15 protein-coding genes are annotated in these 18,184 nt (G+C 54.0%); 4 read left to right on the top strand and 11 right to left on the bottom strand.

The genetic code is table 11. The features are described from left to right. Positions 1–6: 6 nt before the first annotated feature. From LF95_RS07255 to LF95_RS07240, 4 genes are read right to left on the bottom strand one after another with little or no spacing between them, the layout of a single operon-like run. Positions 7–978: an ABC transporter permease gene (locus LF95_RS07255; RefSeq protein ID WP_073954318.1), complete on the bottom strand. Its 972-nt coding sequence runs from the start codon at positions 976–978 to the stop codon at positions 7–9. Continuing rightward, entirely contained in the window at positions 978–2,096 is a 1,119-nt protein-coding gene (locus tag LF95_RS07250) for an ABC transporter permease (RefSeq protein WP_073954317.1), read from the bottom strand. Before LF95_RS07250 ends, LF95_RS07255 begins: the two co-directional genes overlap by 1 nt. After that, complete coding sequence (locus LF95_RS07245; protein ID WP_073954316.1) at positions 2,093–3,673, bottom strand: ABC transporter ATP-binding protein; 1,581 nt, start codon at positions 3,671–3,673, stop codon at positions 2,093–2,095. The genes LF95_RS07250 and LF95_RS07245 overlap by 4 nt, the downstream gene beginning before the upstream one ends. A 37-nt stretch (positions 3,674–3,710) precedes the next feature. Further along, the gene (locus tag LF95_RS07240; RefSeq protein WP_073954315.1) at positions 3,711–4,706 is read right to left on the bottom strand and encodes a BMP family lipoprotein; all 996 of its coding nucleotides are present in this window, start codon (positions 4,704–4,706) and stop codon (positions 3,711–3,713) included. Positions 4,707–5,333: 627 nt separating this feature from the next. On the opposite strand from LF95_RS07240, the gene LF95_RS07235 reads away from it, so the two are divergent. Together LF95_RS07235 and LF95_RS07230 are read left to right on the top strand one after the other, a co-directional pair. Continuing rightward, positions 5,334–6,929, top strand: a complete 1,596-nt coding sequence (locus LF95_RS07235) for a bifunctional metallophosphatase/5'-nucleotidase (RefSeq protein ID WP_073954314.1) — start codon at positions 5,334–5,336, stop codon at positions 6,927–6,929. Positions 6,930–7,124: 195 nt separating this feature from the next. Continuing rightward, positions 7,125–8,072 carry a PfkB family carbohydrate kinase gene (locus tag LF95_RS07230; RefSeq protein ID WP_073954313.1) on the top strand — a complete coding sequence of 316 codons (948 nt, stop codon included), beginning with the start codon at positions 7,125–7,127 and terminating at the stop codon, positions 8,070–8,072. Positions 8,073–8,095: 23 nt separating this feature from the next. On the opposite strand, the gene LF95_RS07225 is transcribed toward LF95_RS07230, so the two are convergent. From LF95_RS07225 to LF95_RS07195, 7 genes are all read right to left on the bottom strand, one after another. Next, complete coding sequence (locus tag LF95_RS07225) at positions 8,096–8,956, bottom strand: type 1 glutamine amidotransferase (protein ID WP_073954312.1); 861 nt, start codon at positions 8,954–8,956, stop codon at positions 8,096–8,098. A 43-nt stretch (positions 8,957–8,999) separates the two neighbouring features. Next, positions 9,000–10,169 carry an iron-containing alcohol dehydrogenase gene (locus LF95_RS07220; RefSeq protein WP_073954311.1) on the bottom strand — a complete coding sequence of 390 codons (1,170 nt, stop codon included), beginning with the start codon at positions 10,167–10,169 and terminating at the stop codon, positions 9,000–9,002. Between the two features lie 31 nt (positions 10,170–10,200). Further along, a complete protein-coding gene (locus tag LF95_RS07215; protein WP_073954310.1) occupies positions 10,201–11,592 on the bottom strand; it encodes an aldehyde dehydrogenase family protein in 1,392 nt (463 codons plus the stop codon). Positions 11,593–11,692: 100 nt separating this feature from the next. Next, a complete protein-coding gene (locus LF95_RS07210) occupies positions 11,693–13,063 on the bottom strand; it encodes a glutamine synthetase family protein (RefSeq protein ID WP_073954309.1) in 1,371 nt (456 codons plus the stop codon). Between the two features lie 188 nt (positions 13,064–13,251). After that, on the bottom strand, positions 13,252–14,304 hold the full coding sequence (locus LF95_RS07205; protein WP_073954308.1) for a TRAP transporter substrate-binding protein: 1,053 nt from the start codon (positions 14,302–14,304) through the stop codon (positions 13,252–13,254). A gap of 175 nt (positions 14,305–14,479) precedes the next feature. After that, positions 14,480–15,805 (bottom strand): TRAP transporter large permease, encoded by a 1,326-nt coding sequence (locus LF95_RS07200; protein ID WP_073954307.1) that lies wholly within the window; start codon positions 15,803–15,805, stop codon positions 14,480–14,482. Continuing rightward, a complete protein-coding gene (locus LF95_RS07195; protein ID WP_073954306.1) occupies positions 15,805–16,311 on the bottom strand; it encodes a TRAP transporter small permease subunit in 507 nt (168 codons plus the stop codon). The genes LF95_RS07200 and LF95_RS07195 overlap by 1 nt, the downstream gene beginning before the upstream one ends. Before the next feature lie 580 nt (positions 16,312–16,891). On the opposite strand from LF95_RS07195, the gene LF95_RS07190 reads away from it, so the two are divergent. Then, positions 16,892–17,782 carry a MurR/RpiR family transcriptional regulator gene (locus tag LF95_RS07190; RefSeq protein ID WP_168173668.1) on the top strand — a complete coding sequence of 297 codons (891 nt, stop codon included), beginning with the start codon at positions 16,892–16,894 and terminating at the stop codon, positions 17,780–17,782. A 123-nt stretch (positions 17,783–17,905) separates the two neighbouring features. Further along, a complete protein-coding gene (locus LF95_RS07185; protein ID WP_073954305.1) occupies positions 17,906–18,148 on the top strand; it encodes an Lrp/AsnC ligand binding domain-containing protein in 243 nt (80 codons plus the stop codon). Positions 18,149–18,184: the final 36 nt, after the last annotated feature.

Here is an 18,184-nt window from a genome sequence, read left to right as displayed (position 1 = left end):
CAAAAATCAACGTTCCTTGACATAAGGACGGCCCAGCGATTTGGGGGCAACAGCACGGCCAATAAAGCCCGCCAGCAAAATAACCGTCAGAATGTAAGGCAAGGCCTGCACAAGCTGAACCGGGACTTCGCCAATACCAGGCACGGAAACCCCCTGCAACCGCGTTGCCGCTGCATCCAGGAACCCGAACAGAATACAGGCAAACATGGCCGGAAACGGGCGCCACTTGCCAAAGACCATCGCAGCCAGCGCAATATAACCCTTGCCCGCCGTCATATCAGACAAAAACGACGCCCCTTGCGCGGTTGACAAATACGCCCCGGAAATGCCCACCAGAAAACCACTGCACAGCACCGAGCGATACCGCATCGCCACCACACTGATGCCTGCCGTATCCACGGCCCCCGGATTTTCGCCCACGGCCCGCAACCGCAGACCAAAACGGGTGCGATACAACACCCACCAGGATGCCGGAACCGCCAGAAACGCCACATAAACCAGAATATTGTGCCCACTTAACAGTTCGGAATATAACGACCCCAATATCGGTACATTGGCAACCGCGTCGGCCCCCGGCAGGGTGATGGGTTGAAACCGTGCCTCGTGGTCCAGGGCGGGAGTTTTACCGCCCTGTGCAAACAGGGCAATCCCGACAAGGGCGGTAAGGCCTGACATCAAAATATTGATCGCCATGCCCGACACAACCTGGTTGCCCTTATGGGTGATACAGGCAAAACCATGCAGCAATGACAAAGCCATTGTCGTCAGGACCGCGGCACCAAGGCCCAGCCAGTGACTGTCAGTATAATAGGCCACACAGGCCGCCGAAAAGGCCCCGCCCAGCATCATACCTTCCAGGGCCAGGTTGATCGTCCCGGCCCGCTCGGAAAACATGCCCGCAAGGGCCGCAAGGATCAGGGGGGTTGATGTCCGCATCGTTGCATCAAGCAACAGGACGACCATTTGGAAATTATCCATTATGCAGCCTCCTGTGCACGCTGGCGAAGACGCCAGGCCGTATAAATCCGTGTCACTCGCGGGCGGAACATATGTTCAAGCGCACCGGTGCACAAAATGACCAGACCCTGAATAACCACAACCATGTCATTGGTGATGGTCGGAATTTCAAATGAAAGCTCCGCCCCGCCCTGATAGAGCATGCCAAACAAAAGGGCCGACAGAAAAATGCCAAACGGGTGGTTACGCCCCATCAGCGCCACCGCAATACCGACAAAACCATAACCGGCGGTAAAGTCGATCAGCAAACGATGCTGTACCCCCATGACTTCGTTAAGAGCCATGAAGCCGCCAAGCCCGCCCGAAATCATCATGGCGAGAATGATATACCGGCCCGGTTCAATCCCGGCGAAGGTCGCGGCAGCCGCATTCGCCCCCACGGTACGAATGGCATAGCCCCAGCGCGTATGCCAGATAAACAGCCACACCAGCACACAACAGGCAATCGCATAAACAAAGGAAAAGTTCAGCGGGCTGCTGGCCATATCAATGCCAAACCAGGCGGCCATATTGTGAATGTAAGGCAGGGTCAGGTTCTCATCGATCGCGGCACTTTCCGGCGTCATGGAGCCTTGCGGGCGCAAGACATTCACCAGCAGATAAACCATCAGCGACGAGGCTATAAAGTTAAACATAATGGTGGTAATCACCACATGCGACCCGCGCCGCGCCTGCAAATAAGCCGGAATATAGGCCCAGGCCGCCCCGAAAATGGCTGCGGCCAAAATGCTGACCACCAGCATTACCGGAAAAGGCAACCAGTTCAGATAAAGGGCGGCCAAAGTCACACCCAGACCACCAATATAGGCCTGCCCTTCAACACCGATATTGAACAGCCCGGCATGAAAAGCCACGGCAAAGGCAAGGCCGGTAAAGATGAAGTTGGTGGTGTAATACAGCGTATAGCCCACCGCCTCCTCATAGCCGAACGCACCATACAGCATGATGCGGACAACTTCGCTGGGGTCTTCGCCAATCGCCATAACCACCAGCCCGGAAATCAAAAAGGCCAGCATCAAATTCATCAGCGGCAAAACGCCAACATCAATCCAGCGCGGAAGTTGGATGGTATCACTCATTTCCCGGCCTCCGCTTCGGCCTGTTCCGGGTCAACACCCGCCATCATCAGGCCCAAAACCCGTTCATTTGCATCTGCGGCATTGACCTCGCCAATGATATAGCCATCGCACATCACCAAAATCCGGTCCGACAGCGACATGATTTCGTCAAGCTCGACCGATACCAGCAAAACCGCCTTGCCAGCATCACGCATGGCGACAATGCGTTTGTGAATAAATTCAATCGCGCCAATATCCACACCACGCGTTGGCTGCCCGACCAGCAACAGGTCCGGGTCACGCATCATTTCACGCGCCAGCACCAGTTTCTGCTGGTTCCCGCCAGAAAAATTGGCGGCCTTCAAATGCGGGTCCGCCGGACGAACATCAAATTCCTCCATCATATGCCGGGTGGCATCGGCAATCTTGCTCCAATCAAGCAACGGCCCCCTTTGATAGGCCTTGTCATCCTGATACCCCAGAATGGCGGCTTCCTCGGCAGAAAAGGCGGTGACCATCGCCATGCGATGGCGGTCTTCGGGCACATGGGCAACGCCACGCTGGCGCAATTCAGCAGGGCCAACACCACGGCCCGGTGTGACGTCCTGCCCGTTCAAAATCACCTGACCTTCGCTAACGGAACGAATGCCGCCCAGTGCCTCTAGCAGTTCGCTTTGCCCGTTGCCCGAAACCCCGGCAATGCCGACAATTTCACCGGCACGAACATGAAAGCTGGCATTTTTGACCTTGCGCACCCCGGTGCTGGTATCAACACACAGGTTTTCAACTTGCAAAATGGTATCGCGCGGGTTGGCTTCACCTTTTTCCAGGCGCAGCAAGACCTTACGTCCCACCATTAATTCAGAAAGTTCTTGCGGGCTGGTCTCGGCAGTATGGCGATGGGCCACCATTTCCCCCTGACGCATCACCGAAACATTGTCGGTTGCCGCCATGATTTCACGCAGTTTATGCGTGATCAAAACCACCGTTTTGCCTTGCTGCTTCAGGGTTTCAAGAATGCGAAACAGATGGTCGGCTTCCTGTGGTGTCAACACACCGGTTGGTTCATCAAGGATCAGAATTTCGGCCCCGCGATACAGGGCCTTTAGAATTTCAACGCGTTGCTGCAACCCGACCGACAATTCGCCAACAATAGCATCGGGGTCGATATCCAGGGAGTATTCGCGTTCCAGTCGGCGCAGTTCCTCTCGGGCCTTGTCCACCCCTTCACGCAGGACCGCCCCGCCTTCCACACCCAAAATCACGTTTTCCAAAACACTAAAAGTTTCAACCAGCATGAAATGCTGGTGCACCATACCGATGCCAACGGCAATGGCGTCTTCAGAACCCTTAATGTCGCAAAGCTTCCCGTCAACATGGATGGTTCCCGCATCGGCCTGATAGAAGCCGTAAAGGATGCTCATCAATGTTGATTTGCCGGCACCGTTTTCACCGACAATGCCGTGAATCGTGCCTTTTTCTACTTTCAAATCAATTGAATTATTGGCGTGAACCGCCCCGAACCGCTTATCAATACCGCGCAGTTCAATGGCGGGCGGCACGGCACCGGTTGCCCCGGTACCGTGCGCTGCGTGCATCGTATCTGACACGTCTAATCCCCGATTGTCAGATCGCTTACATCGGGCAGGCGCTGTCAGTCATGTAATCATGAACCTTCAGCGAGCCATCGATGATTTCTTCTTTTGCCTTGGCAACGGCAGCTTTCATGTCGTCGGTGATCAGCTTCTCGTTGTTTTCATCAAGCGCCCAGTCAACACCGCCATCCTTGAGGCCAAGAACCGTCGTGCCCGAATGCCATTTGCCATTGGCGGCATCTTCAAATGCCTGATAAACGGCAACGTCCACACGCTTGAGCATCGATGTCAAAACCGAACCCGGATGCAGAGCGTTCTGGTTGGAATCCACACCAATACCCAGCTTGCCCGCATCGGCAGCGGCCTGCAAAACACCCACACCAGTGCCGCCAGCCGCATGATAAACAACATCAACACCACGATCGAACTGCGATTTTGCCAATTCGCCACCCTTTACCGGGTCATTCCAGGCGGCACCCGTGGTGCCTGTCATGTTCACAAGGACTTCGGTGTTGGGGTCGGCATGTTTAACGCCTTCGGTATAACCGCAGGAAAACTTGTGAATCAGCGGAATATCCATCCCACCGATAAAACCAACCTTGTGGGTCTTCGAGGCCATAGCCGCCAGGATCCCGACCAGGAACGAGCCTTCCTGTTCCTTGAACAGAATGGACTGAACATTCGGCAGATCAACAACCGAGTCAACAATGGCAAAATCGGTATCAGGGAATTCGGCAGCAACTTTTTCAAGAGCACTGGCCTGCGAGAAACCGATCACGACAATCGGGTTCATGCCACGGCGCGCAAAGTTGCGCATGGCCTGTTCACGCTGGGAATCGTTCTGGATTTCAAAATCGCGATACGCCGTGCCGGTATCTTCTTTGTATTTTTCAGCACCCGTATGGGCGCTCTGGTTAAAAGAACGGTCAAATTTGCCGCCCAGATCATAGACAACTGCCGGCTTGATTTCGGCAGCCGACGCCACCGTAGCATAGCACGCGACAGCCGCGACCATTGTGGTCAGAAGCTTTTTCATTCCGATGCCCTTCTGTTGCTTGGTTCTCTTATTTTATATCCCGCCAGCACCCGAGACGGCGGAACTCCCTCATCGAAAAACAATGCCCGTTCCTTATTGGTTTATCCGGGTAATGTGCGCCTTTCCCCGATTAAACCGGATACAGACACCATATGGTAACTACAAAATATGGTCCTGTGTAAATAGGCGAGGAACATTATCGGGTATAAAAGCTGTCCATTTGGTCAAAAACACCCCCCGATCACAGCCGCTTTACCCTGCCCTTTCAGTGTTTTCCCTTACATTCGCCCATGTACCGACGCTCTTGGAAAAATTCAAGAAAATTACCCGGTACCACACCGTTTTCACGTCTCAAAACCTGCCAACAATAGCAATATCCAGGGGTGGAAAGTATCCGTTTTCAACCCGATTCCCTACTCCGATCCGGCAAACCCGCCGTCTTCACAATCTGGTGACACTCCCTTTCAAAGGCCGTCAGTCAGGGGGCTGCATCCCGCGTTAAAAAACGATCTCCGTTTAATCGTCATGATAGTTTCAGTCGACATCCATCGGGGGTTGTTTACGATACGCATTTTAAACAGAACTTTACTTGAAACGCGTTTTCGCATTGTGACCGGAGCATACAACATGAAACGGATGACGTTGGGTCTGCTGACAGCCTGTTCGATGCTGGCCCTTGGGGGCGCACCCGCTTTTGCTGATTATCAACTGCGCATTTTACACACCAATGACGTTCACGACCGCGTCGAATCGGTTACGAAATACAACAATACCTGCGATGCCAAGGGTGAGGCCGAAGGCAAATGCTTTGGCGGATATGCCCGATTGACAACCGCCATCCACGATGCACGCGCGCAAGGTGGCAATGTGGTGGTGCTTGATGCCGGCGACCAGTTTCAGGGGTCGCTGTTTTACACAACCTATAAAGGCGACTTGACCGCAGAGTTAATGGGCATGGCTGGCTATGATGCCATGACCATTGGCAATCATGAATTTGATGACGGCCCCAAAAACCTGGCCCGGTTTATCGAAAACAGCAAAGTGCCGATCGTTTCCAGCAACATTGTCGCAGGCGCGGCTTCCCCCCTGCACGACAAAATAAAGCCCTATACAATTCTAGAAGTGGGCGGCGAAAAAATCGGCGTTATTGGCCTGACCACCGAAGAAACCCCGGAAGTCAGTTCCGTTGGTCCCGATCTGACCTTCATGAAATCGGAAGAAGCCTTGCGCATTGCCGTTGCCAAGCTGCGGCTTGACGGGATCAACAAAATCATTGTGCTGGGCCATGATGGGTCCTATCGCGATTTCGAGATCGCCAAACGTGTTGACGGGATCGACGTTATTGTCGGCGGGCATGACCATTTGCTGTTTTCCAACAGTGCCAAAAATGCCGCCTACCCCTACCCGGTTGTCGAACACAGCCCCAATGGCGACCCGGTCCTGATCGTTCAGGCCTATGCCTATAGCCGCTATCTTGGTGATTTGACTGTCACCTTCAACGACGATGGTGTGCCGGTAAAATGGCAGGGTGATCCCATTGCACTGGATAGCAATGTTAAACAGGATCCTAATGTTCTGGCAGCGATTGATGCCAAACGGGGCCCAGTTGATGCCATTCGCAATCAGCTGGTGGGCGAATTTACCGCCCCGGCCGAGGGCGCACGCGAGATTTGCCGCGCACAGGAATGTTCGATGGGGAACCTGGTCGCCGATGCCATGCTGTCCAAGGCGGGTGACGGTTATCAAATCGCCATTCAAAACGGCGGCGGCATCCGCGCCAGCATTGATGCCGGCAAGGTGGATATGGGCGAAGTCATGACCGTCCTTCCCTTCCAGAACACGCTGGCAACCTTTAAACTATCGGGCAAGGACGTGGTTGCATCGCTGGAACACGGTGTGTCCGCCGTTGCCGATGGCAAAGGACAGTTTCCGCAGGTCGCCGGTTTGAAATTCGATCTTGATCTGGCTGCAGAACCCGGTTCACGGGTTTCAAATGTCATGGTCATGGAAAATGGTGCTTACGCCCCCATTCAGGATGACAAACTCTATGGCCTTGTCTCGAACGATTTTATGCGGCGCGGTGGCGATGGCTATGTTCTGTTCCGCGACAATGCCGTTGATGCCTATGACTATGGTCCCAACCTTGAACAGGCCGTTGCCGAATTCATCAATGCCCATTCGCCCATGACCCCGGCAACCAGCAATCGGATCAATATAAAGTAAAATTCCGGCACGTTTCAAACCGTCTACAGGGCTCTTTACGGGGTGGTCAATATCGGACCGCCCCGTTTTTCTGCCGGCGGGCCGACATCATTATCGCTTTTCCTTGCCTGTATATGATCCGGGGATTATCAATCTTACAGGGTAGAAAAACACTTCCTGCCCAAATATATGCAACCCGGTTAAAAGTTATTTTTCATGTCTTTGCCTGCCAATATTCTGTGCCTGGGTGCCGCCCATTTTGACCGCACCATGCAATGCCTGAACCCGTTTGTTCCCGCCGCATCAAACCCGGTAAAAACACTGCATCGCAAACCCGGGGGTGTCGGGCGCAATATTGCGGTGCATTTGCGTCTTCTGGGCTGTCATGTAGGTATGGCAACGGCAGTAGGGCGCGATGGCGACGGTGCGCAAATTGTGCAGGCCCTGTCGGAAATTGGCATTGATACCCGCTTGCTGGATCGATTGCCCGGCCAGCACACGCCGGGTTACACCGCCATCCTCAATACCGATGGCGACCTGGCCCTTGGCCTGATGGATGCGCAAACCTATGACTGCCTGACGGTTGACTATTTTGAAGAACAGCTGCCACAGCTGAAAAAATGGAATATGTGGATTGCCGATGCCAACCTGCCCACCGAAACCCTGCGCTGGTTAAGCAGCAACAAGGGGGCTATCCCGCTTTATGCCGCGACCGTCTCGCCCTCCAAGGCCGAACGCTGGAAAGACATCATTGGCGACATCGATCTGTTGATTGCCAACCGGATTGAAAGCGAAGTCCTGACCGGATTACAGGTTTCCTCAAAAGAGGATGCGCTTCATGCCGCCCGTGCCCTGCACGCAAAAGGGGCTCCGTCTGTCATCATCACACTGGGTGCACAGGGTATTATAAGCCTTCATCGCGGTGAAGCCGCTTTCTGGCCGCCTGTGCCCACCCGCCTTGTGGATGCCAATGGTGCAGGCGATGCGTTTTTTGCCGGTTTTAGTGCCGCCGCCGCTTCCCAGCCCGGCGATTTTGACGCCGCCATTGCACAAGGCTTGGCCCTGGCAAGCCTGACGGCCGAAACCCACGGCACAACCGTGTGGGATTTAAATGTGCAAACCGTGAAAGACCGGTCAAAACAGGCGGTAAAACACGCCATTTAACCATTGCTGATGCCCTTGAAGTTCTAGCTTCTCGCAGCCGCAAAAGGCCGCACCTGATCAGCAAGCCAGTTTGAAAGGTCCGTCAGGCGGGAGGATGGATTTAACACATCCTCTCCAATGCCATATTTCCAGGCAAGGTCATGGCGGCTGGTATCATTATGCAGCGTGAACCAGTCATCGGCCATCGCCTCAAGGGCCTGCTGGTCATGGAACAAACCGGCATCAATCAAACGTTGTCCATAGCGGCGGAAAATCGCAGCCAGTTCGGCAAGGGAATATTCCGGGTGATATTGCACGCCCCAAAAACGGTAGCGGTCAGTTTCAAGAACAAAGGCCTGAATGACCGAATGGCGATTGCCCGCCAAAATCACCGCCCCTACCGGCACACTGGAAACTTCATCCATATGCACGGTCATGGCGCTAAAACACGGGCCTCGCCCCTTGAATAACGGGTGCGCCCTGCCCGCATCATTGATTAAAATCTCGCGGCCAATACCAATTTCCCGGCCCTTGTCACAGGCCTTTACCGCACCGCCCATTGCCTGGGCGACAATTTGCATCCCCCAGCAACTGCCAAACACCGGTACACCGGATTCAACACAGGCCCTGGCTAGCGAGATCTGGTTGGTTACAGCGAGTTCATCCGCATAGGCATTTAAGGCAGAGCCCGTCCAGGCAATGCCATCAAAATCCGTAAGCGCATATCCATCGGGCAGGCAATCCGGTCCGTCATCGGCAGGATGAATAATGGTGGCATCAATATCGGGATCAAGGAATTTAAGGGCCGCAACATAACCCTCGCCAGACGGCGAACCACCCAACGACTGATTAAGCTGGTTTACACTGGTTAAATTACCATCAACGACCAGAATTTTTAATGTCATCGCCCTTAATCCCCGATCCCGAAATCATGTTATCCAGCAGTGATCAGCCCAGTTCACCGGCACAGGCACGGCGATAAATTGCCGCATAATCCGAAACAGAAAGATCAATCGGATTCCCCCCGTCCGACGGGTCGGCCTTTGCCTTGGTTGCCACTTCCTCGGCACGCGCAACATCAACCCCGATATCAGCCAGAGTATTGGCAATCCCAAGACGGGAGCGGAACCCCAGTACCCAGTCAAACATGCTTTCAAAACCAGGGGCGGAGATATTCAGCACCCGGCCCAGTGTTACCATTTTTTCGTCAATCGCCTTGCGGTTGGCCCGCATCACATAAGGCAGCAAAATCGCGTTGGTCAGCCCGTGATGGGTATCAAAAATGGCACCAATCGGATGGGCCAGTGCATGTACACCCCCCAGCCCCTTTTGAAAGGCTGTCGCGCCCATCGAGGCCGCCGCCAGCATATCGGCACGGGCCTCGATGTCGCTGCCATCGTCATAGGCACGCGGCAGGGCTTCGGCAATCAGGCGCATTCCTTCCAGGGCAATACCATCGGCCATCGGATGATAACCGGGGGCGCAAAATGCCTCGAAACAATGCACAAACGCATCCACCCCGGTGGCTGCCGTCACATGGGCGGGCAGCCCCACAGTCAGTTCAGGATCAGAAATAACAATTCCCGGCAACATCTTAGGGTGAAAGATGATTTTCTTTTCGTGGGTTTCCTCGTTGGTAATGACGCTGGCGCGGCCAACCTCGGAGCCCGTCCCCGATGTTGTTGGCACGGCGACAATCGGGGCGATCCCGTTGGGATCGGCGCGGGTCCAGTTATCACCTACATCTTCAAAGTCCCACATCGGGCGGGTTTGCCCGGCCATCAGGGCAACGGCCTTTGCCGCATCCAGGCCGGAGCCCCCGCCAAAGGCAATAACCCCGTCATGCCCGCCTTCGCGATAAACCGCCAGGCCATCATCAACATTTTTGCCCACCGGATTGCCCTTTACCCCGGCAAAAAGGCCGGTTGGCAACCCTGCCTCCGCATTGGCGGCAATGGCATCACGCACCATTGGCAGGTCTTTCAGGCCTTCGTCGGTAATCAGCAAGGGTCGCGTCATCCCCAACGCCTTGCAGGCATCGGCCAATTCCGCAATCCGCCCGGGGCCAAAGCGCACGGGGGTCGGGTAATTCCAGTTTCCGGTAATCGTTTTGCTCATCATCATTTCCTTTGATGCACAGCACCGTTGGTTAAATTTTTGTCCGTAAATGAAAACTTTTGGGCCGGGTCAGGCTTTCATAACCGATCTTCGAGAGCGTGCAGCCCCGACCGGAATTTTTAACCCCGACCCAGGCCAATGCCGGGTCCAGATAATCCGCCCGGTTCATGAAAACCGTGCCGGTTTCAAGCTGATCACCAATGGCAAGGGCGGCTTCCTCGTCTGATGTCCAGATCGATGCCGTCAGGCCAAATTCACTGTCATTCATCAGGCGAATGGCTTCTTCATCCGATGAAACCTTCATAATGCCCACGACCGGGCCAAAGCTCTCCTCGCTCATCACCCGCATCGAATGATCAACATTGATCAATATTTGCGGGGCAAGATACGGCGTGCCTTCGGCATTGGCGGCAAATTGGGCCGGGTCAATCAGGGCCGTGGCCCCACTGGCAATCGCATCGGCAATTTGCCCACGCACAAATTCGGCCGAACTGGCACGTACCATCGGCCCCAAATTGGTTTCCGGGTCTATCGGGCTGCCCAAACGATATTGACCGACCAAGGCTGCCGCCTGCTCAACAAAGGCGTCATACTGGCTTTCATGCACATAAATGCGTTCAATCCCGCAGCAAGACTGACCACTGTTGAAAAACGCACCGTCAATAACGTTTTCAACCGCATGGGCCAGGTTCACATCCGCGCGGATATAGGCCGGGTCCTTCCCGCCCAGTTCCAGCCCGGTGGCAATAAACTTGCTCGCCACCGCACGCTGCACCGCATGCCCCCCGGGAACAGACCCGGTGAAATTGACAAAATCCACCCGCCGGTCGCCCATCAGTTTTTCCGCATCGGCATGGCTTAGATGCAAACGCTGAAACACGCCCGCTGGCAGGCCAGCAGCCACAAAGGCCTCGGCAAAGCGTTCGGCACATAACGGGGTTTGATGGGAATGTTTCAAAACAACAGCATTGCCCGCCATCAGGGCCGGTATTACACCATTTACCGCCGTCAAATACGGAAAATTCCACGGCGCAATAATGGCGACAACACCCAATGCCTCGCGGCGGATAAAGCGATTAAAACCGGCCTTCTCACCGGGGTTAAAATCACCCAGGGCTTCGGGTGCGACATCAATCATATAGGTTGCGCGTTCTTCAAAACCGCCAACCTCGCCACCGGCCTGCGAAATCGGCCGGCCCATTTGCCAGCTTATTTCTGCGGCGATCTCGTCTTTTTTGGCAATAAAGGCCGAAACTGCCTTGCGCAAAATTTCCTGGCGCTGCTCAATCGGTACGGCGCGCCAAGCCTTTTGGGCATCACGGGCCTTATCAAGGGCTACGTCAATCTCTGCCGCCGAGGCCAATGGCCGTTCAACATAAACAGATCCATCAACAGGCGAGACGGTTTTCAAAACTTCAGACATGCTTCCTCACAGGGTGACGGTAGGGTCTATAACGGGCAGATCAACATCATATTTTACATGCAAATCCACCTGCAATATTTTGATATATTTGATATTATGATCAGATAATCTCGAAATAGCGTTGCATTTCCCAATCGGTAATCGCCTTGCGAAATTCGCGTTCTTCCCATTCGCGGGACTGGGCATAATGCTCGACAAATTTTTCACCAAACAGGCTATTGGCCGCATCAGATTTTCGCAACCGCCCTGCTGCCTCATAAAGCGTTGCAGGAATTGTAAGCTCGGCAGGAAACTCCTGCTCGTAAGCATTGCCCGTGACGGGTGCGGTGGGTTCAATTTTGTTTTCAATGCCCCACAGGCCAGAGCCGATGCAGGCTGCCAATGCGATATAGGGATTAATATCCGCCGCCGCGATGCGATATTCGACCCGCTGGCTTTTGCTGCTGCCGGGAATAACGCGCAATGCCGTGGTGCGGTTTTCAACACCCCAAGTGGCATGGGTGGGTGCCCAAAAACCGGGGATCAAACGCGAATAGCTGTTTACCGTGCAGGCCACCATCGACAGCAATTCCGGCATCAGTTTTTGCTGCCCGCCGACAAACCAGCGCATTTGATCGGACATATTATGGTCTTTGCCTTCGTCAAAAAACACCGACTTGCCGGTTTCGATATCAAACAAGGACGTGTGCATATGCCCGGACTGCCCCGGCCAATCTGGCGACCATTTGGCCATAAAGGTCGCCATCCAGTCAGACCGTTGCGCCAATACCTTGGTAAAGGTTTTAAAAAGGGCGGCCTTGTCGGCGGCACGCAGGGCATCATCATGGGCGATGGCGGCTTCAAGCACGCCCGGCCCGGTTTCGGTATGCAGACCCTCAATCGGAAAATCCATTGCCTCGCCCAGATCAAGCAGATCACGGTAAAATTCGGCATGCACCGAACTGCGTAGCATCGAATAACCATAAAAGCCGGGGGTAATGTTTTTCAGGTCGCGATAGCCTTTTTCCCGCACTGAATGCGGCGTTTCCTCGAACAGGAAAAACTCAAACTCACAGGCCGCCGTGGCGCGGTAGCCCATATCGGCCACTTTATTCAGCACCCGGCGCAAAACCGCGCGCGGGCACACATTTTCCGCTTCCCCCTCAAACTCGCCCAAAAACAGGACGGTATCTTCCTCCATCGGCAATTCGCGGCAGGTATCGGGCAACAGGCGCACTGGGGCATCAGGATAGGCCGTATGCCAGCCAGTAAATTTTGCGCTGTCATAGAGCTGGTCGTTGGAATCCCAGCCCAGCACCACATCGCAAAAGCCAAAGCCGCCATCAAGGGCAGAAAGGAACTTATCCTTGTGCATGTATTTGCCACGCATGATGCCATCAACATCAAAGACGCCAACCTTCACATAGCGAATTTGGCGTTCCTCTATCAGCTTGCGGGCATCTTCTGCCGTCTTAACCTGTTTCGCCTCCATCGGCGGCCTCCTGTTTGATCGTCTTTTTTTCAAGAACGCTTTTTCGTTTTATATCCGTTCGATCTTTATCCATCGCCGAACAGTGGTATCGATATTGTCATAAAATCGGTATCGTTAAGCACGATACCGCAAGAAACAGGCAGGCATCACACAGCACCGCAATGCCTGCCCCATTTATCCTGACACGATCAGCTATAACGGTAGGGCGGGCCTGCCTTTTCCATCGTTTCAGAATATTGCTTGAGGATCTCGACCACCTTGGCACAGCGCGGGCTGGTCTGGGCAATTTCATCCCAGAATTTATGTGCTTCGGCTTCAACCTGTTTCCATTCTGCCTCGGGGATCGAGGTCAGTTTCATTTTGGTGCCCTGGGTGCGCAATTTGGCTTCCCCGGCCCAGTACCAATACAGGCGATGATAATGAGAACTGTCCATGCAGGCGCGGAACAGCTCTTTTAAATGGTCGGGCAATTCGTTCCAGCGTTCTTCATTGGCAAAATAGGACCCGCACCACGCCCCGGAGATATTGTTGGTCAGGAAATAATTGGTCACATCGGCCCAACCCACCGTGTAATCCTCGGTAATGCCGGACCAGGCAATGCCGTCAAGCTCGCCGGTTTGAACGGCAACTTCCACATCTTCCCAAGGCAATGTGACTGGCACTACGCCAAAGCGCGAGAGGAACTTGCCCGCCGTCGGGAAGGTGAAAATGCGTTTGCCTTTCAAATCCGCCAGGCTTTTGATCGGGTCCACGGTGGCAAAGTTGCACGGGTCCCAGGAGCCTGCAGAAAGCCACTTCACTCCTTCAACTTCGCCGTAAGCCTCCTCCCAGATTTTATCGAGGCCATATTCGTAAAACAGGGTTGGCACATCCAGGCTATAGCGCGAGGCAAAGGGGAAATAACCACCAAAAACCGACACATCGACCGGGGCAGCAATCGAGTCATCATCGGATTGCACGGCATCAATCGTGCCGCGCTGCATGGCACGAAAAAGCTCGCCCGTCGGCACCAGTTGATCGGCGTGATAAAGCTCGATTTCCATTTCACCATTGGCAATCTTATTGAACCGGTCAATCGACGGTTTGATCACATGTTCCGCCAGGGCCGGCCCGGCATAGGTTTGCAAACGCCAGGTAATTTTGGCATTTGCCGCTTTGACATAGGGGGCGGCAAAGGCGGTTGTTCCTGCCGCCGCCGTTGCCAGACCTGCTTTACGAAAAAATTCGCGTCTCGAAGTCATTTTTATCTCCCTGATCAGTAAACTGGCGGGGTTTTCCCGCAATTTCCGGTTCGCCAGTGCAGCGAAACCTCCCCTCTCCGTTTCTCGTGTATCGAATCCTCGAATGGTTTCTGGTTATTGGACCTGCCTTCAAACACAACTGGGCCAAAGGCAGGTCATTTACTCATCACACGCCCTAGTGCCCATATTGGACACCGGGCAGCCAAAGCGCGATTTGCGGAAACACCATTACCAGGACCAGGGCCAACACCATGATCAACACAAACGGCGTAATCGATTGATAAATATCTTTCAGCGTGACTTCCGGTGGGGCCATCGCCCGCATCAAAAACAGGTTGTAGCCAAAAGGCGGCGTCATATACGCTATCTGGCAGGTGATGGTATAAAGAACGCCATACCACACCAGATCAAAACCCAGATGACCAACCAGCGGCACATAAAGCGGCGCGACAATCACCAACATCGCCGTATCATCCAGGAACATGCCCATGACAATGAAGGAAACCTGCATCAGGATCAGGATCTGCCACGGCCCCCACCCCATTTGATCGACAAAGAAATTCTCGATTGCACGGACAGCCCCCAGCCCATCAAACACCGCGCCAAAACACAGGGCGGCCAGAATGATCCACATGAACATGCAGGTAATGGACAGAGTTTTGCGCAGGGTTTCTTCCATAACGTGCGCGGTTAAGCGCCGCTTGAAAATTGCAGCCAGCGTTGCCGCCAATGCCCCCACAGCCGAGCTTTCGACAAGCGAGGTATAGCCCATCAAAAACAGGCCCGTCATGGAAAAGAAAATGAAAAGCGGGATCAAACCGGCCCTGAGCAAACTGATCTTTTCCGACCATGTCACGGCGGCGCGTTCTTCGCGGGTAAGGGCCGGTCCCATATCGGGCTTTAACCAGCAGCGCACCGCGATATACAGCACAAACAGGCCCGCCATCATCAGGCCGGGAAACACCCCTGCCAGCCAAAGCTGCCCGACAGGCTGGCGCGCAATCATGCCATACAGCACCAAAACCACGCTGGGTGGCACCAAAATACCCAGCGAACTGCCCGCCTGGATCACGCCTGTCACCATGATCTTGTCGTAACCACGGCGCAGCAATTCAGGCATGGCAATGCTCGCCCCAATCGCCATCCCGGCCACACTGAGGCCATTCATGGCAGAAATCGCCACCATCAGCACAATGGTACCAATGGCAAGCCCGCCGCGCACCGGCCCCATCCAAACATGGAACATGCGATACAAATCATCGGCAATGCCGGATTCCGAAAGCATATAGCCCATATAAATGAACAAAGGCAGGGTCAGCAGCGGATACCATTTCATCAGCTTCATGGCCGCGCTAAAGGCCATTTCAGACCCGCCATCGCCCCACAGGGCCAGCGAAAAGACAACGGCAACCACCCCGATGGCACCAAATACGCGCTTCCCGGTCAGCAACAGCAGCATCATTGATGCAAACATCAACAATGCGATCATTTCATAGCTCATTACAGGACCTCCCCGCGAATACGGGCAACATCCCGAAAGAAAGTCGCAATCGACTGCAACAGCATCAAAAACACGCCAAATGTCATGACGATCTTGATGGGTGCCATTGGCGGCGACCAGCTTGAATAGCTGGTTTCATTATATTCGATGGCATATGTCGTCGAGGAAATGCCGCCATACAGCAAAAAGGCGAGATAAAAAATCAGCAGCAAAATTGTGAAGGCATCAACGATGGCCTGGGTTTTGGGCTTCCAGGAGCCATAAAACAGGTCCATACGCACATGGCTGTCCAGCTGCATGGAATAGCCACCACCTAAAAGAAAATAGGCCACCATCAAAAATTGAGCCGTTTCCAGCGTCCAAAGGGCCGGATACATAAAAGTTTTGGTAAAAGACGAATATAAAAGAACCGCCAGTATCGCGAAAATCATATACATCGCGAACCGCCCGATCACATAATTTATCCGATCCACCCACCGGATATAGGCTTTGATCACATCAGGCATTTTTTCTATCCCATCCCCCGATATCCTGACCTTCCAGACAGTCGAAATAACCCGCTTGCCTGATTTGCCGAACCTACGGATCAAGTCCGCCTATTGGCTTGAATTACCAATATTTTTTCCGACACAGCACGACCTGGGCAGTGCCTGCACCAGGTTTGTCCATCACATGCAAAAAGGCCGCACAATGCCAGCCATCGGCATATCCCGGGCCAAGGCCCAAGTCAGAGCACGATGCGCAAAACGCTTTTTAAATTGCGGGCAATTATCCATATGACGTCACTCCCTGAAGTGTCGAAACAACGGACGTTACGTGTTGTCGCCTCCCAGAACGATAAACTGCCAGTCGGGGCAGTCATTTTTCGGCTTCACCACCTTTGGTGGCACAAGGCATTTTTGCCTCTTTGTAATAGACGTTACATCACGCTAGCATGAATGACAAGATTGTTAGTTGATGTAAAATTCATTACACTGAAATCCAAGGTGATATGACAAATTGGGCAAAATCGACTATGAGAGGCGTCCCGCCACCCATTGCCCTGCGCATCACTGCCTTTTCCACAGCAAAGCACGAGAAACCGATTTGGACGCCAAGAACAAAACCACACCGCCCACTGTGGCCGAACTGATATCGCAAAAGGCTGAGGACCTCACCACGTCGGAGCGTAAACTGGCCCAGGCACTGCTGGGGCATTATCCGATGGCAGGCCTGGAAACGGTGGCAAATTTTGCTGAGCGGTGTGGTGTTTCAGCGCCGACTGTGCTGCGCTTCGCAGGAAAGCTGGGGTTTGAAAGCTATCCGGAAATGCAGTCACGCCTGCGTGGGGAGCTGGAAGCACGCCTGCAATCCCCCCTGGCACGCAGCGCCCTGCCCCGCGCAGCAATTGCGGCGAGTGCACATCCAATGGGCGAATTACTGCATCATATGACCGATGCCATCACCTCCAATATCCGCCTGTCGCTTTCCAACATTGCCCCAACGGAACTTGAAGGGGCGGTTAGCCTGTTGGCAGATCAAAAACGCGGCGTTTATGTCCTGGGCGGGCGCTTTTCCTCGGCCCTTGCGGTTTATACCTATGAACATCTGCGTTCCATGCGGCCCAATGTCCGCCGGGTGGCGGGGCAAAATACCAAATGGACCGAAGATCTGCTTGATATCGGCAAGCGAGATGTTTTGCTGGTTTTTGATGTGCGGCGTTATCAGGCCGATGTGATTGCCTTTGCCGAAACGGCGGCCAATCAGGGCGCGCGAATTATTTTGCTGACCGATCAATGGCTCAGTCCCATTGCCCGTTTTGCCCGCCATGTTTTCCCGGTCAGAATCGAAACCGGCACGACATGGGATAGTGCGGCTGCCAGCATGGCGCTTCTGGAAACACTGCTCGAAGGTGTCGGCCGCCGCAGCCCGGACCGCGTGCGCGACCGTATTGAACATCTGGAACGGCTTAGACGGCAGTCGCCCGGCAGCAGCTAATCACCCATAACGGGGCAATCGTTTAAAATCACCTGTTTGCAAATACCGGCAGACAATTTATTGAAACGTCACGCCCACCAAGCTAGCTTGGCGTCCTGTTCAATCCTGTCTGGAGACCTCAACATGCACCCGTTCTTCATTTTCGTTAAATGCGAACTTGGCAAAGCCTACGACGTTGCTGCCGCGCTGGTAGAGGAAGTCGAGGGTGTATCCGAGGTTTATTCGATTTCCGGCCCGTTTGAACTGCTGGTCAAAGTCTATATCGATGATGGTCAGGATATTGGCCGCTATGTGAACGAAAAAATTCACGCCCTGCCCAATATCAAGGACACCCAAACCATCATTACCTTTAACGCTTTTACCTAAACCATCCCGAGGCCAAGGCAAGGCTACAGGCTGCGA

This window comes from Thalassospira sp. TSL5-1 (genome assembly GCF_001907695.1).
Taxonomy (GTDB): Bacteria; Pseudomonadota; Alphaproteobacteria; order Rhodospirillales; family Thalassospiraceae; genus Thalassospira.
This window is presented reverse-complemented; position numbering and strand designations above follow the sequence as displayed.

Coding starts and splice junctions, on each gene's coding strand:
- LF95_RS07255 (WP_073954318.1), bottom strand. CDS start 978: ATGGATAATTTCCAAATGGTCGTCCTGTTGCTTGATGCAACGATGCGG.
- LF95_RS07250 (WP_073954317.1), bottom strand. CDS start 2,096: ATGAGTGATACCATCCAACTTCCGCGCTGGATTGATGTTGGCGTTTTG.
- LF95_RS07245 (WP_073954316.1), bottom strand. CDS start 3,673: ATGCACGCAGCGCACGGTACCGGGGCAACCGGTGCCGTGCCGCCCGCC.
- LF95_RS07240 (WP_073954315.1), bottom strand. CDS start 4,706: ATGAAAAAGCTTCTGACCACAATGGTCGCGGCTGTCGCGTGCTATGCT.
- LF95_RS07235 (WP_073954314.1), top strand. CDS start 5,334: ATGAAACGGATGACGTTGGGTCTGCTGACAGCCTGTTCGATGCTGGCC.
- LF95_RS07230 (WP_073954313.1), top strand. CDS start 7,125: ATGTCTTTGCCTGCCAATATTCTGTGCCTGGGTGCCGCCCATTTTGAC.
- LF95_RS07225 (WP_073954312.1), bottom strand. CDS start 8,956: ATGACATTAAAAATTCTGGTCGTTGATGGTAATTTAACCAGTGTAAAC.
- LF95_RS07220 (WP_073954311.1), bottom strand. CDS start 10,169: ATGAGCAAAACGATTACCGGAAACTGGAATTACCCGACCCCCGTGCGC.
- LF95_RS07215 (WP_073954310.1), bottom strand. CDS start 11,592: ATGTCTGAAGTTTTGAAAACCGTCTCGCCTGTTGATGGATCTGTTTAT.
- LF95_RS07210 (WP_073954309.1), bottom strand. CDS start 13,063: ATGGAGGCGAAACAGGTTAAGACGGCAGAAGATGCCCGCAAGCTGATA.
- LF95_RS07205 (WP_073954308.1), bottom strand. CDS start 14,304: ATGACTTCGAGACGCGAATTTTTTCGTAAAGCAGGTCTGGCAACGGCG.
- LF95_RS07200 (WP_073954307.1), bottom strand. CDS start 15,805: ATGAGCTATGAAATGATCGCATTGTTGATGTTTGCATCAATGATGCTG.
- LF95_RS07195 (WP_073954306.1), bottom strand. CDS start 16,311: ATGCCTGATGTGATCAAAGCCTATATCCGGTGGGTGGATCGGATAAAT.
- LF95_RS07185 (WP_073954305.1), top strand. CDS start 17,906: ATGCACCCGTTCTTCATTTTCGTTAAATGCGAACTTGGCAAAGCCTAC.